The organism is Pseudomonas abietaniphila (genome assembly GCF_039697315.1).
Taxonomy (GTDB): Bacteria; Pseudomonadota; Gammaproteobacteria; order Pseudomonadales; family Pseudomonadaceae; genus Aquipseudomonas; species Aquipseudomonas abietaniphila_B.
The window spans coordinates 1,985,886-1,999,922 of the sequence record NZ_CP155619.1 but is presented as its reverse complement, the minus strand read 5'-3'; the positions used below and the strand labels follow the sequence as shown (position 1 = coordinate 1,999,922).

16 protein-coding genes are annotated in these 14,037 nt (G+C 58.6%); 11 read left to right on the top strand and 5 right to left on the bottom strand.

Annotation, left to right across the window (positions count from 1 at the left end):
* Window positions 1-35: 35 nt before the first annotated feature.
* Window positions 36-473 (bottom strand): YhcB family protein, encoded by a 438-nt coding sequence (locus ABDX87_RS08810; RefSeq protein ID WP_074753883.1) that lies wholly within the window; start codon window positions 471-473, stop codon window positions 36-38.
* A gap of 145 nt (window positions 474-618) precedes the next feature.
* Here ABDX87_RS08810 and ABDX87_RS08805 point away from each other — a divergent pair, with 145 nt between their 5' ends.
* The 3 genes from ABDX87_RS08805 to zapE all read left to right on the top strand — a co-directional run bounded on the left by ABDX87_RS08805 (window position 619) and on the right by zapE (window position 3,787).
* On the top strand, window positions 619-1,248 hold the full coding sequence (locus tag ABDX87_RS08805; RefSeq protein WP_346832526.1) for an alpha/beta hydrolase: 630 nt from the start codon (window positions 619-621) through the stop codon (window positions 1,246-1,248).
* 28 nt (window positions 1,249-1,276) lie between these two features.
* Window positions 1,277-2,626, top strand: a complete 1,350-nt coding sequence (locus ABDX87_RS08800; protein ID WP_346832525.1) for a tryptophan--tRNA ligase — start codon at window positions 1,277-1,279, stop codon at window positions 2,624-2,626.
* A 66-nt stretch (window positions 2,627-2,692) separates the two neighbouring features.
* Entirely contained in the window at window positions 2,693-3,787 is a 1,095-nt protein-coding gene (zapE, locus tag ABDX87_RS08795; RefSeq protein WP_346832524.1) for a cell division protein ZapE, read from the top strand.
* A gap of 151 nt (window positions 3,788-3,938) precedes the next feature.
* Here zapE and ABDX87_RS08790 read toward each other — a convergent pair whose 3' ends face one another.
* Window positions 3,939-4,835, bottom strand: a complete 897-nt coding sequence (locus ABDX87_RS08790; protein ID WP_167362078.1) for a GlxA family transcriptional regulator — start codon at window positions 4,833-4,835, stop codon at window positions 3,939-3,941.
* Between the two features lie 245 nt (window positions 4,836-5,080).
* Between ABDX87_RS08790 and ABDX87_RS08785 the strand changes: the two genes are divergently transcribed.
* Window positions 5,081-6,217 carry an acyl-CoA dehydrogenase family protein gene (locus tag ABDX87_RS08785; RefSeq protein ID WP_346832523.1) on the top strand — a complete coding sequence of 379 codons (1,137 nt, stop codon included), beginning with the start codon at window positions 5,081-5,083 and terminating at the stop codon, window positions 6,215-6,217.
* A gap of 151 nt (window positions 6,218-6,368) precedes the next feature.
* On the opposite strand, the gene ABDX87_RS08780 is transcribed toward ABDX87_RS08785, so the two are convergent.
* A complete protein-coding gene (locus ABDX87_RS08780) occupies window positions 6,369-7,406 on the bottom strand; it encodes an NADP(H)-dependent aldo-keto reductase (RefSeq protein ID WP_346832522.1) in 1,038 nt (345 codons plus the stop codon).
* Window positions 7,407-7,646: 240 nt separating this feature from the next.
* Here ABDX87_RS08780 and rplM point away from each other — a divergent pair, with 240 nt between their 5' ends.
* From rplM to ABDX87_RS08745, 7 genes are all read left to right on the top strand, one after another.
* Complete coding sequence (rplM, locus tag ABDX87_RS08775) at window positions 7,647-8,075, top strand: 50S ribosomal protein L13 (protein ID WP_019693576.1); 429 nt, start codon at window positions 7,647-7,649, stop codon at window positions 8,073-8,075.
* 14 nt (window positions 8,076-8,089) lie between these two features.
* Window positions 8,090-8,482 carry a 30S ribosomal protein S9 gene (rpsI, locus tag ABDX87_RS08770; RefSeq protein WP_074753897.1) on the top strand — a complete coding sequence of 131 codons (393 nt, stop codon included), beginning with the start codon at window positions 8,090-8,092 and terminating at the stop codon, window positions 8,480-8,482.
* Window positions 8,483-8,745: 263 nt separating this feature from the next.
* Complete coding sequence (gene petA / locus ABDX87_RS08765) at window positions 8,746-9,339, top strand: ubiquinol-cytochrome c reductase iron-sulfur subunit (RefSeq protein ID WP_074753899.1); 594 nt, start codon at window positions 8,746-8,748, stop codon at window positions 9,337-9,339.
* Entirely contained in the window at window positions 9,339-10,550 is a 1,212-nt protein-coding gene (locus tag ABDX87_RS08760; protein WP_346832521.1) for a cytochrome b, read from the top strand. Before petA ends, ABDX87_RS08760 begins: the two co-directional genes overlap by 1 nt.
* Entirely contained in the window at window positions 10,550-11,332 is a 783-nt protein-coding gene (locus ABDX87_RS08755) for a cytochrome c1 (RefSeq protein WP_346832520.1), read from the top strand. Before ABDX87_RS08760 ends, ABDX87_RS08755 begins: the two co-directional genes overlap by 1 nt.
* 231 nt (window positions 11,333-11,563) lie before the next feature.
* Window positions 11,564-12,181 (top strand): glutathione S-transferase N-terminal domain-containing protein, encoded by a 618-nt coding sequence (locus tag ABDX87_RS08750; RefSeq protein ID WP_346832519.1) that lies wholly within the window; start codon window positions 11,564-11,566, stop codon window positions 12,179-12,181.
* Window positions 12,182-12,199: 18 nt separating this feature from the next.
* Complete coding sequence (locus ABDX87_RS08745; RefSeq protein WP_081565333.1) at window positions 12,200-12,613, top strand: ClpXP protease specificity-enhancing factor; 414 nt, start codon at window positions 12,200-12,202, stop codon at window positions 12,611-12,613.
* A gap of 98 nt (window positions 12,614-12,711) precedes the next feature.
* Here the strand turns inward: ABDX87_RS08745 and ABDX87_RS08740 are convergent, their stop codons facing one another.
* Both ABDX87_RS08740 and ABDX87_RS08735 read right to left on the bottom strand, forming a co-directional pair.
* The gene (locus tag ABDX87_RS08740; RefSeq protein WP_346832518.1) at window positions 12,712-13,290 is read right to left on the bottom strand and encodes a BON domain-containing protein; all 579 of its coding nucleotides are present in this window, start codon (window positions 13,288-13,290) and stop codon (window positions 12,712-12,714) included.
* Complete coding sequence (locus ABDX87_RS08735; RefSeq protein ID WP_092408443.1) at window positions 13,287-13,880, bottom strand: phosphoheptose isomerase; 594 nt, start codon at window positions 13,878-13,880, stop codon at window positions 13,287-13,289. Before ABDX87_RS08735 ends, ABDX87_RS08740 begins: the two co-directional genes overlap by 4 nt.
* Window positions 13,881-14,037 lie beyond the last annotated feature (157 nt).

The window sequence follows — 14,037 nt, the reverse complement described above, 5'->3', positions numbered from 1 at the left end:
TCACTTCAGAGGCGGGCTTTTCGATGTGTTTCTGCTTACTTCTTCAAGCCGTAGTGCTCATCCAGCATGCCGGGGGTATTCGGCATTTTGGGTGCGTAGTCACGGGGTGGCTCGGCGGCGGTGCGCGGTGGCGTCAGGCGGTCGCGGGGTGCCTGGAGCGCGTCCGGGTGCAGCGCGGCGAGCAGGCGTTGGCGGGTCAAGTCGTCGGTGGCCAGACGGTTGGCGCCCTCGGCGAGATGTTCTTGTACATCCTGATAGCTCTGGGACAGTTTCTGCACCAGGTTAGCCGTGCTGTTGAAGTGAGTGACCACCTCGTTCTGATACCTGTCGAAACGCTCCTGAACGTCATCCAGCTGGCGCTGAGTGCCGTTAGGCGCGGCATTGGGCAGCGCACGCGCCACGAAGAAACCGATGGCAACACCGGCGATCAGGGCAATAGTCGGCAGCAACCAAACTAAGAGCGAGTAATCCACGAGTCCTTCCTCTATAAACGGCTTTGCTTTACGTTAACGGCTCGAACCTGCGCTGTATAGCGGCGACGCGTCGCCAATATGCCAGCCACAGACAATCAGCTAGACGAGTCGACCCAATTGAAGGTCACGGAGTTCATTCTTGCTCATGCGTGAAACCCCTGTATTCATCGACGGCCCCGTGGGCCAACTCGAAGCCTTGTACCTTGACCTGGAAGGGGCCAAGGGTGTGGCGCTGATATGCCATCCTAACCCGCTTCAGGGCGGCACGATGCTCAATAAAGTGATCTCGACCCTGCAACGCACAGCGCGCGACGCCGGGTATGTCACCCTGCGGTTCAACTATCGGGGCGTTGGCGCAAGTGCCGGCAGCTCGGACATGGGGCAAGGCGAGGTCGATGATGCGCAAGCCGCTGCGTCCTGGCTGCGTGAAAAACACCCTGATCTGCCCATGACACTGTTTGGTTTTTCCTTTGGCGGTTTCGTCGCCGCCACCCTCGGCGGTCGTCTCGAAGCCAAGGGCGAAACCCTGAATCATCTGTTCATGGTCGCGCCCGCGGTCATGCGTATCGCTGATCCAGACGCGCTGCCGCAGAAGGGTTCCTTGACCGTGATCCAGCCTGAAACCGACGAAGTGGTCGACCCACAACTCGTCTATGCCTGGTCTGACGCACTGTCGCGCCCCCATGAGCTGCTGAAAGTGGCAGAATGCGGACACTTTTTCCACGGCAAGCTGACCGACCTCAAGGATCTGGTCCTGCCGCGCCTTTCGAATTGATCGCAGCACACAGAATAAGCGACTAGCCATGACCACTCGTATCCTGACCGGTATCACCACCACCGGCACGCCGCACCTGGGCAATTACGCGGGCGCCATTCGCCCGGCCATCGTTGCCAGCCGTCAGAGCGATGCCGACTCGTTCTACTTCCTGGCCGATTACCACGCGCTGATCAAATGCGATGACCCGCTGCGCATTCAGCGCTCGCGTCTGGAAATCGCCGCGACCTGGCTGGCGGCCGGCCTCGATGTCGAGCGTGTCACCTTCTATCGCCAGTCCGACATCCCGGAAATCCCCGAGCTGACCTGGCTGTTGACCTGCGTCGCTGCCAAAGGACTGCTCAACCGCGCGCACGCCTACAAAGCGTCGGTCGACAAGAACGTCGACGCCGGTGAAGACCCGGACGCCGGTATCACCATGGGCCTGTTCAGCTACCCGGTGCTGATGGCGGCTGACATCCTGATGTTCAACGCCCATCAAGTGCCGGTCGGTCGCGACCAGATTCAACACGTCGAGATGGCCCGCGACATCGGCCAGCGTTTCAACCACTTGTTCGGCAAGGGCAAGGAATTCTTCGTCATGCCTGAAGCGCTGATCGAAGAGAGTGTGGCGACCTTGCCCGGCCTGGACGGTCGCAAGATGTCGAAGAGCTACGACAACACCATTCCCCTGTTCAGCAGCGCCAAAGAGATGAAGGACGCAATTTCGCGCATCGTCACTGACTCGCGCCTGCCGGGCGAGGCCAAGGACCCGGACAACTCGCACCTGTTCACTCTCTACCAGGCCTTCGCGACCAAAGAACAGAGCAACGAGTTCCGTACCGACCTGCTCCAGGGCCTGGGCTGGGGCGATGCCAAGCAGCGCCTGTTCCAGTTGCTGGACAGTGAGTTGGGTGAGGCCCGCGAGAACTACCATCGTCTGATTGAACGTCCCGCCGATCTGGAGGACATTCTGCAGGCCGGTGCGCAGAAGGCCCGTCGTATCGCAACGCCCTTCCTCGGGGAGCTGCGTGAAGCGGTTGGCCTGCGGTCGTTCCGCGAAACCACACAAACCGTTGCCGCCACCAAGAAGAAAGCCAGCAAGGGTGCGCGCTTCGTGAGTTTCCGTGAAGACGACGGCAGCTTCCGTTTCCGCCTGCTGGCTGCCGATGGCGAGCAATTGCTGCTGTCCCGTACCTTCGCCGACGGCAAGGCTGCTGGCGCTGTGACCAAGCAACTGCAGCAGGGCGGCGAGCTGGACATTCGGACGCAAGGCGACGCCTTCACCGTATGGCTGGAAGGCGCTTGCGTCGCGGACAGTCCGGCGTTCGCCGATGCCGTCGCCCGTGATGCTGCAGTCGAGAACCTGAAGCTGGCCCTGGCGCCACAACAGGATTAATTGCCATTGCAACGGGCCATCGCTACAGTGGCGGCCCGTTTTTGCTACCTAGCTAACGTAACGAATATGACCCCCCTAGAAAGCTACCAGAACGACCTCAAGAAACCTGAATTCTTCCACGACGCGGCTCAGGAAAACGCGGTGCGTCATCTCCAGCGTCTGTACGACGATCTGGTCGCTGCCCACGAGAGCAAGCCTGGCCTGTTCGGCAAGCTGTTCGGCAAGAAAGAAGTCTCGGTGGTCAAAGGCCTGTATTTCTGGGGTGGCGTCGGCCGTGGCAAGACTTATCTGGTCGATACCTTCTTCGAGGCGCTGCCGTTTCAAGACAAGATGCGCACGCACTTTCACCGCTTCATGAAGCGTGTGCACGAAGAAATGAAGAACCTCAAGGGTGAGAAGAACCCGCTGACCCTGATCGCCAAGCAGTTCGCCGGCGAAGCCCGGGTCATCTGTTTCGATGAATTCTTTGTGTCCGACATCACCGACGCCATGATCCTCGGCACGCTGATGGAAGAGCTGTTCAAGAACGGTGTGACGCTGGTCGCGACCTCGAACATCGTGCCGGACGGTCTGTACAAGGACGGTCTGCAGCGCGCACGTTTTCTGCCCGCCATTGCGCTGATCAAGCAAAACACCGACATCGTCAACGTCGACAGCGGCGTGGACTATCGCTTGCGTCACCTGGAGCAAGCCGAGCTCTTCCACTTCCCGCTGAACGAAGCGGCCCAGGACAGCATGCGCAAGAGCTTCCGCGCGCTGACTCCGGAATGCACCAAAGCCGTGGAAAACGATGTACTGATCATCGAGAACCGTCAGATCAAGGCGATTCGTACGTGCGACGACGTGGCCTGGTTCGATTTTCGCGAGCTGTGCGATGGTCCTCGTAGCCAGAACGACTACATCGAGCTCGGCAAGATCTTCCACGCCGTGTTGCTCAGCGGCGTCGAGCAGATGAGCGTCACCACCGACGACATCGCTCGTCGCTTCATCAACATGGTCGACGAGTTCTACGACCGTAACGTCAAGTTGATCATCTCGGCGGAAGTCGAGCTGAAGGACCTGTACACCGGCGGCCGCCTGAACTTCGAGTTCCAGCGCACGTTGAGTCGCCTGCTGGAAATGCAATCCCACGAATTCCTGTCCCGCGCGCACAAGCCTTAAGAGAACTCGATAAAAAACGCCCGCATCTTGCGGGCGTTTTTATTGATGGCGCCCATTGTAGGAGCGCGCTTGCCCGCGATGGCGATTGATCAGTCAGAACAGGGTTGTCTGACACGACGCTATCGCGGGCAAGCGCGCTCCTACAGGCTATTCAGGCTGCCTGCTGAAACTGCTGGCGATACTGATTCGGCGACAGGTCGGTGTGCTGCCGGAACAGTCGTGCGAAGAAGCTGGCGTCGTCGTAGCCGACTTCATAGCTGATGGTCTTGATGCTCTTGCGCGATCCTGACAACAGTCCCTTGGCGGTTTCGATACGCAGCCGTTGCAGGTAATGCAGCGGTTTGTCGCCCGTCGCGGTCTGGAAGCGGCGCATGAAGTTGCGAATGCTCATGCCGTGTTCCCGCGCGACGTCTTCGAAGCGGAATTTGTCGGCGAAGTGTTCTTCGAGCCAGTGCTGGATCTGCAGGATGATCACGTCCTGGTGCAGCTTCTGCCCGCCAAACCCCATGCGGCCCGGCGCGTAACTGCGCTGGACTTCGTACAGGATGTCTCGCGCAACGGTCTGCGCCACGTTGGCGCCGCAGAAGCGCTCGATCAGGTAGATATAGAGATCGCACGCCGAGATGGTGCCGCCTGCGCAATACAGGTTGTCGGCGTCGGTCAGGTGCTTTTCCTGATTGAGTAGCACATTCGGGAAGCGCTCGGCGAATTCATTGAAGAAGCGCCAATAGGTGGTTGCCTCCTTGCCATCGAGCAGACCGGCCTCGGCCAGCCAGAACACGCCGCTGGCTTCGCCGCACAAGACCGCGCCTCGGGCGTGCTGTTCACGCAACCAGGGCAGGATCTGCGGATAGCGCGCACGCAGCGTGTCGAAGTTTTCGACAAAGGCGGGAAGGATAATGATATCGGCGTTTTCCAGCGTGCCGTCGACCGGCAACACGACTTCGCTGAAACTGCGGACCTGCTGGCCGTCCGGGCTGACCAGTCGGGTTTCGAACGCAGGCTTGAGGCCCTGGCCCAACTGTTTGCCGTAGCGCAGGCTGGCCAGATGGAAGAAGTCTTTGGCCTGAGTGAGGGTAGAAGCGAAAATTCCGTCGATCGCGAGAATGCTGACGCGCCGCAACGGCACGGAGTGTTGAGTAGACATGATCTGTTGTTCTTATATGGGAAAGTGGTCAAGCAACGGCGTGATCGTCTTATTTTTTGTCGGATGTGTCCAGTGTCGTCGTCATCCAGCCCGGCATACGCTCTGTCAGCGATTTGTCTGACAATCCCTCCAGCCCAAGGTGTCCCATGCTTCCAAGAACACTTTTCAGCTCCGAGCACGAGCTTTTCCGTGACAGCGTCCGCAAGTTTCTCGAACAGGAAGCCGCCCCGTTTCATGCGCAATGGGAGAAGCAGGGGCATGTCGACCGTGCGCTCTGGAACAAGGCGGGGGAGCAGGGCATGTTGTGTTCGCACCTGCCGGAAGAATACGACGGCATGGCGGCGGACTTTCTGTACACCACCGTGGTGATCGAAGAAATCTACCGGCTGGGACTGACCGGCATCGGATTTTCCCTGCATTCGGACATCGTTGCCCCCTACATCCTGCATTACGGCAGCGAGGCGCTGAAACAGAAATACCTACCGAAGATGGTGTCGGGCGAGCTGGTGACCGCGATCGCGATGACCGAGCCGGGCGCGGGCTCCGATCTTCAGGGCGTCAAAACGACTGCGGTGCTGGATGGCGACGAGTACGTCATCAACGGTTCCAAGACGTTCATCACCAATGGCTTTCTCGCAGACCTGGTGATCGTGGTGGCCAAGACCGATCCCAAGGCTGGCGCCAAAGGTACGAGTCTTTTCCTGGTCGAGGCGGGAACGCCGGGCTTCGAGAAGGGCAAGCGTCTGGAAAAAGTCGGCATGAAGGCGCAGGACACGTCGGAATTGTTCTTTCAGGACGTACGCGTGCCCAAGGAGAACCTCTTGGGGCAGGCCGGGATGGGGTTCGCCTACCTGATGCAGGAGTTGCCGCAAGAACGTCTCACGGTGGCCATTGGCGCCATTGCGTCGGCCGAGGCGGCGTTGCAGTGGACATTGGCCTATACGCGTGAGCGCAAGGCATTCGGGCAAGCCATCGCGGATTTCCAGAACACGCGCTTCAAACTGGCCGAGATCGCCACGGAAGTGCAGATCGGCCGCACGTTTATCGACCAGTGCCTGTCGTTGCATCTGGAGGGCAAGCTCGACGTGCCGACCGCTGCGATGGCCAAGTATTGGTCCACCGACCTTCAGTGCAAGGTGCTCGACGAGTGCGTGCAGCTGCATGGTGGTTACGGCTTCATGTGGGAGTACCCGATCGCACGGGCGTGGGCGGATGCGCGGGTGCAGCGGATTTATGCGGGCACCAACGAGATCATGAAGGAGATCATCGCGCGATCGCTGTAGGAAGGGTTAATCACAAGGCTTATATCCAACCAAATCCTGTGGGAGCGAATTCATTCGCGATAGGGTGTCAGGCGATACATGTGTATCGACCGTAATGGCCTCTCGCGAATGAATTCGCTCCCACAGGTGTCATTCAGCGTCAGCCAAATGACTAAGGCGCAGGATTCGGCTGATCCTTATGGATCGCCTCAATACCCGCCAGTACCTCTTCCGACAACACCAGGCTGAAGCTTTCCAGGTTGCTCTCCAGCTGTTCCAGCGTCGTCGCACCAATGATGTTGCTGGTCACGAACGGGCGACTGGTGACGAACGCCAAGGCCATTTGTGCCGGGTCCAGGCCGTGCTCACGGGCCAGGGCGACATAACGGGCGCAGGCAGCTTCCGACTGCGGGTTGAAGTAGCGGGTGAAGCGGCTGTAGAGGCTCAGGCGACCTTTCGCCGGGCGTGCGCCGTCAGCGTACTTGCCGGACAGCATGCCGAAGGCCATCGGCGAATACGCCAGCAGACCGCATTCCTCACGAATGGCGATTTCCGCCAGACCGACTTCGAAGCTGCGGTTGAGCAGGTTGTACGGGTTCTGGATCGACACCGGACGCGTCAGGCCGTGAGCGTCTGACTCAGCCAGAAACTTCATGGTGCCCCACGGCGTTTCGTTGGACAGCCCGACGTGACGGATCTTGCCCGCCTTGACCTGTTCGTCCAGCACCTGAAGCACTTCCAGCAGCGGCGTGAACGTCGCGTCGCTGTGGGTGTAGCCCAGCTTGCCGAAGAAGTTGGTGCTGCGTTCCGGCCAATGCAGTTGATACAGGTCCAGGTAGTCGGTCTGCAGGCGTTTCAGGCTGGCGTCGACGGCGGCAACGATATGGTCGCGGTTGAACTTCAGCTGGCCGTCACGAATGTAGTCGATGCCGTTGCCGGGGCCTGCGATCTTGCTGGCGAGAATCCAGTCGGCGCGGTCGCCGTTCTTTTTGAACCAGTTACCGATGATGGTCTCGGTGCTGGCGTAGGTTTCTTTCTTGGGTGGGACCGGGTACATCTCGGCCGTGTCCATGAAATTGATCCCCGCCGCTTTGGCCCTTTCGATCTGGGCGAAGGCCTCGGACTCGCTGTTTTGCTCGCCCCAGGTCATCGTGCCGAGGCAGATTGCGCTGACATTGAGGTCGGTTCTGCCCAGTTTGCGATAGTCCATCTGGCTCTCCTGTTTAAAAGAACCATAAAAGCAGGTTGAAATTTTTTTCGCAATCTGCATAATTCCGCGTCTCTTTGTCATGGGAGTGATGCCCCGCGACACAAGACACCGCTGCGATCGAACGCGCTGACCCGAGCCCCCTATAGCGTTCGTGCCCGGCGGCCTTTGACTTGTCAAAGACCGTACTAATGAGTATGCTCCGCCGTCTATTTTTCAGGGCGGCCTTTGAGGCTATAAAGAATGAAAACTTTTACCGCTAAACCGGAAACAGTAAAGCGCGACTGGTTCGTCGTCGACGCTGCTGGTCAGACCCTGGGTCGTCTGGCCACTGAAATCGCGAGCCGTCTGCGTGGCAAGCACAAACCGGAATACACTCCGCACGTTGACACCGGCGACTACATCGTCGTGATCAACGCTGAGCAAATCCGCGTTACTGGTGCCAAAACCACCGACAAGATCTACTACTCTCACTCCGGTTTCCCGGGCGGGATCAAGTCGATCAACTTTGAAAAGCTGATCGCCAAAGCTCCTGAGCGCGTGATCGAGACCGCGGTCAAAGGCATGCTGCCTAAGAACCCGCTGGGTCGCGACATGTATCGTAAGCTGAAAGTCTATGCGGGCGCTGCACACCCTCATACTGCTCAGCAGCCCCAAGAACTGAAGTTTTAACGGAATAGTTCATTATGTCGGCGACTCAAAATTACGGCACTGGCCGTCGCAAGACCGCAACCGCTCGCGTTTTCCTGCGTCCGGGCACCGGTAACATCTCCATCAACAACCGCTCCCTGGACACGTTCTTCGGCCGCGAAACTGCCCGCATGGTAGTTCGCCAGCCACTGGAACTGACCGAGACTGTCGAAAAATTCGACATCTACGTCACTGTCATCGGCGGTGGTGTGAGTGGTCAAGCTGGCGCAATCCGCCACGGTATCACCCGCGCTCTGATGCAATACGACGAAACTCTGCGTGGCGCGCTGCGCAAAGCAGGCTTCGTTACTCGCGATGCTCGCGAAGTTGAACGTAAGAAAGTCGGTCTGCGTAAAGCGCGTAAGCGTCCGCAGTACTCGAAGCGTTAATTCGCTTTTCGTTCAAAAAGAACGCTCAGTTTCCTCTTGGAACTGGGCGTTTTTTTATGGGCGTCTATTATTGGGTGTGACGACACGTCTCATCCGTGGATGCCCCGTTCCATAAGGCCTCCCCGTTTTCGCCAGAAGGTAATGCCCTTGCGACTATTAGGGGTTTGTCATTACCATCCGGCAGGATTTTTTGACAGCTAGAAAAATAATTTAAAGAGAAGCCTGACCAAGCAGGCCTCTAAAAGCTGATGGGAGAGGACGGAATGAGCAATGACGGCGTGAATGCAGGCCGGCGTCGCTTCCTTGTCGCGGCCACGTCTGTGGTTGGCGCTGCAGGAGCGGTGGGGGCTGCGGTCCCGTTCGTGGGGTCATGGTTTCCCAGTGCCAAAGCCAAAGCGGCTGGCGCACCCGTGAAAGTCAATATCAGCAAGATCGAGCCTGGGCAGCAGATGATTGCCGAATGGCGTGGTCAGCCGGTCTTCATCGTTCACCGCACCCCGGAAATTCTCACGAATCTGGGCAAGATCACCGCCCAGCTCTCCGATCCGGAATCCAAGAACTCCACTCAACCTGCCTACGTTGACCCGGTGGTTCGCTCGATCAAGCCCGAGATGTTGTTGCTGATCGGGATCTGCACTCATCTGGGCTGCTCTCCCACATTCCGTCCCGAGGTCGCGCCCGCTGACCTCGGTAAAGACTGGGTTGGCGGTTACTTCTGTCCTTGTCACGGCTCTCATTACGACCTGGCTGGGCGCGTTTACAAAGCGCAACCTGCACCCCTGAATCTGCCAGTGCCGCCGCATTCCTACGAGTCGGACTCAATCATCGTCATTGGTGTCGATCAGGAGAAAGCGTAATGAGCAAATTCATGGACTGGGTCGATGCGCGCTTCCCTGCGACTTCCATGTGGGAAGATCACCTCAGCAAGTATTACGCCCCCAAGAACTTCAACTTCTTCTACTTCTTCGGCTCGCTGGCGCTGTTGGTGCTGGTGAACCAGATCGTGACCGGCGTCTGGTTGACGATGAGTTACACGCCCTCGGCAGAGGAGGCTTTCGCGTCCGTCGAGTACATCATGCGCGACGTCGAGTACGGTTCAATCCTGCGCCTGCTGCATTCCACGGGCGCGTCGGCGTTCTTCATCGTCGTCTATCTGCACATGTTCCGTGGGCTGCTCTATGGCTCCTATCAGAAGCCTCGGGAGTTGGTGTGGATCTTCGGCATGCTGATTTACCTGGCGCTGATGGCCGAAGCCTTCATGGGTTATCTGCTGCCGTGGGGACAGATGTCGTACTGGGGCGCCCAGGTGATCATCTCGCTGTTCGGCGCGATCCCGGTCATCGGTAACGACCTGACCCAGTGGATCCGGGGGGACTACCTGATCTCGGGGATCACCCTGAACCGCTTCTTCGCGCTCCACGTGGTGGCCTTGCCTATCGTGATTCTGGGGTTGGTCGTGCTGCACGTGCTGGCGTTGCACGAGGTAGGTTCCAACAACCCTGATGGCATCGACATCAAGAAGCACAAGGACGAAAACGGCAAGCCGCTCGACGGCATCGCCTTCCACCCGTATTACACGGTGAAGGATATCGTCGGCGTGGTGGTGTTCCTCTTCATTTTCTGTTCGATCGTGTTCTTCTTTCCGGAAATGGGCGGGTACTTCCTGGAGAAGCCGAACTTCGAACAGGCTAACGCATTCAAGACGCCAGAGCACATCGCGCCGGTCTGGTACTTCACGCCGTTCTACGCGATCTTGCGGGCGATCCCGGACAAGCTCATGGGGGTCATGGCCATGGGCGCGGCGATCGCGGTGCTGTTCGTCTTGCCGTGGCTTGACCGCAGTCCGGTCAGGTCGATGCGTTACAAGGGCTGGCTCAGCCGGATCTGGTTGCTGCTGTTTTGTGTGGCCTTCGTGATTCTCGGGATTCTGGGGGTTCTTCCGCCCAGCCCCGGGCGCGCATTGCTGTCACAGGTGTGTACGTTCGTGTACTTCGCCTACTTCATCCTGATGCCGTTCTACACGCGCATGGAGAAGACAAAACCGGTTCCGGAAAGGGTGACTGGCTAATGAAAAAGCTATTGGCTGTTTTTATTCTCGCTGCCTTGCCTGTCTTGTCGTTCGCCGCCGAGCACGGTGGCCCGGAGCTGGAAAGCGTCGACATCGATGTCTCCGACAAGGTCGCCATGCAGGACGGTGCGCGTACCTTCGTGAACTATTGCATGGGCTGCCACAGCGCCAAGTTCCAGCGTTATGAGCGGGTCGCGGATGACCTTGGCATTCCTCACGAATTGATGCTCGACAAGATGGTATTCACGGGCGCCAAGATCGGCGATCACATGGTGGCGGGCATGCAGCCGGCGGATGCCAAGACCTGGTTCGGCGCGGCGCCACCCGATCTGACCCTGGTGGCGCGGGTGCGTGGCACGGATTGGCTCTACGGCTACCTGCGCTCGTTCTACGAGGACCCTGCGCGGCCCTGGGGCGTGAACAACAAGGTCTTCCCCAACGTAGGTATGCCTAACGTGCTCGTCGGTCTGCAAGGTCGTCAGATCATCGGGTGCAAGCAGGTGCAGGTGGTCGAGGGCGACAAGAAGCAATACGACCCGCTGACCGGTTCGCCACTCACCCATGAGGCCTGTGATCAACTGACGATCGTGCCCAAGACCGGCACGCTCACCGAAGAGCAGTTCGACGAAAAGATCAAAAACCTGGTGACCTTCCTCGCGTATTCGGCGAACCCGGTCAAGCTGCAACACCAGCGCATCGGCACCTACGTGCTGTTGTATCTGGCGATCCTGTTCATCTTCGCGTACCTGCTCAAGCGCGAATACTGGAAGGATGTGCACTGACGGGATGTCGGTTCTGCTGCAGACGTAACGCGCTCTGAAGAGCCTCGTTCGGGTAATGGCCACAGAGCGGGTATAGTGGCGGGCGAAAGATTGCAGAATTTACTTTGAGTAAATGAGCTATCTTGTCGCCCGCGACGAACACCCGCTCATTGTGGATGTTGCCGGAGGCGCCTTCAGGGCGCGTTCGTTGTTTCTGCTTCTGAATATATTTAACAAGCGAGGAGGACCGCCATGGGCGTGACCAATCGGTTGGCCTGTTACTCCGACCCCGCCGACCACTATTCCCATCGCGTGCGCATTGTGCTCGCCGAGAAAGGTGTCAGCGCCGAGATCATCGATGTTGTAGAGGGTCGCCATCCGGCGAAACTGATCGAGGTGAATCCGTACGGCAGCGTGCCGACGCTGGTCGATCGTGACCTGGCGTTGTTCGAGTCGACGGTTGTCATGGAATACCTGGATGAGCGTTATCCTCATCCGCCCTTACTGCCGGTATACCCTGTAGCACGTGCCAACAGCCGTTTGCTGATCCACAGGATCCAGCGTGACTGGTGCGGGTTGGTGGATCTGATTCTGGACCCGCGCAGCAAAGAAGCTGCTCGTGTTCAGGCGCGCAAGGAGCTGCGCGAAAGTCTGACCGGCGTGTCGCCACTGTTTGCGGAAAAACCTTTTTTCCTCAGTGACGAGCAAAGTCTGGTCGACTGCTGTCTATTGCCCATACTCTGGCGCCTGCCGATTCTGGGTATCGAGTTGCCGCGGCCCGCCAAGCCGCTGCTTGATTATATGGAGCGCCAGTTTGCGCGTGAGGCATTCCAGGCAAGTCTGTCTGCTGCCGAACGCGACATGCGCTAAGGCCTAAGGAACCGTTCGATGAACTCCAGTCGCCCCTATCTGATCCGCGCGCTTTATGAGTGGATCGTAGATAACGATTGCACGCCGCACATTCTGGTCAATGCCGAATACCCGGCGGTGCAAGTCCCGCAAGGCTTTGCCAATGACGGACAGATCGTCCTCAATATCTCGCCGAGTGCTGTGCGTCATCTGCACATGGACAACGATGCCGTGAGCTTCGAAGGTCGCTTTGGCGGTGTTCCACACAGCCTGTACGTTCCGGTTGCTGCGGTCATGGGTATTTACGCCCGTGAAAACGGCCAGGGCATGGTCTTCGATCTGGAGCCTGCCGTGGACGACGATGAGGATCTGGACGTTGATGACGACATGCCGCCACCGGATGACGAGCCACCGCGCCCAAGCGGCCGGCCGAGTCTGAAAGTGGTCAAGTAATGACTGCGATGTAAACAAAAAAGGCGATCCCTCGGGATCGCCTTTTTTGTGTCTGTCTCGGTGAGTGGTGATCACAGGGGATCACCGAGTTGTTCGTCTCAGTCGATGTACTCGAACAATTTCACGATCTTCTGCACGCCGGACACGCCCTGAACCAGGTTGGTTGCGCGGGTGGCTTCGGCCTGGGTCAGCAGGCCCAGCAGGTAAACGATGCCGTTCTCGGTCACGACTTTGATGCGCGAGCCGGGAATGGCGCTGTCGGTCAGCATCTCGGTTTTGATCTTGCTGGTCAGCCAGGCATCGTTGCTGCGCGCCAGTATCGAGGAAGGCGCGATCACTTGCAGCTCGTTATTGACCTTCTTGACCTTCTGCACCTGGCTGGCGGTTTGTTCGGCCAGTTGCTTGAGGTCGGCGCGTGGCGTCTGACCGGCCAGCAGGACCACACCGTTGAAGCTGGTCACGACGATGTGCGAGTTGTTGTCCAGATCCGGGCTGGCTTTGGCGATGTTCACTGCGACCTTGGTTTCGATCAGCGAATCGTCGATCTTGCTGCCGAAGGTGCGTGTGCCGCGATCGTCATCGATAGGGGCTTCACGGCTGGCGTTGATCACCGAGCTGCATCCGCTGATGCCCAGGCAGAGCGTCAGGGCCATCAGGCTGAGACGTTTGGATATCATTCTTCACTCCCGAACAATTGGCTGTCGATCAAGTCGCAGAGACAGTGAATCGCCAGCAGGTGGACTTCCTGGATACGTGCGGTGACTTTGGCCGGAACGCGGATTTCGACGTCCTCGGGCAGCAGCAGTGACGCCACGTCACCACCGTCGCGGCCGGTCAATGCTACGACAATCATTTCCCGATCATGTGCGGCCTGGATGGCCTGAATGATGTTGGCCGAGTTGCCGCTGGTGGAGATCGCCAGCAACACATCGCCGGGTTGGCCGAGGGCGCGGATCTGTTTGGAGAAGATTTCGTTGTAGCTGTAATCGTTGGCGATTGAGGTGATGGTGGACGTGTCCGTCGTTAGCGCAATGGCGGGCAGACTCGGTCGCTCACGCTCGAAACGGTTAAGCAGCTCGGAGGAAAAGTGTTGGGCGTCGCCGGCCGAACCGCCGTTGCCACACGCAAGCATTTTGCCTTCGTTGAGCAGGGCGTTGACCATCACCTGGCTGGCTTGCTCGATGTAGGGTGCAAGAACGTCCATCGCCTGTTGCTTGGTATCGATGCTGGCCTGAAAAAGCTGGCGAATTCGGGATTGCATGTCCATCTATGAAAACCTTAATAGGGGCGGCTGGTCGGGGCGACGTCCAAGACAGTCATCGGCTTCCCGGCACAAAACTGTGCAGCCCGCAAAGCAAAGAGCAAAAAAAACGGTGTGGGTTTGTGTGTCGGCGAGCTTGGCGGTGCAGGTGGCGATCAGCAGC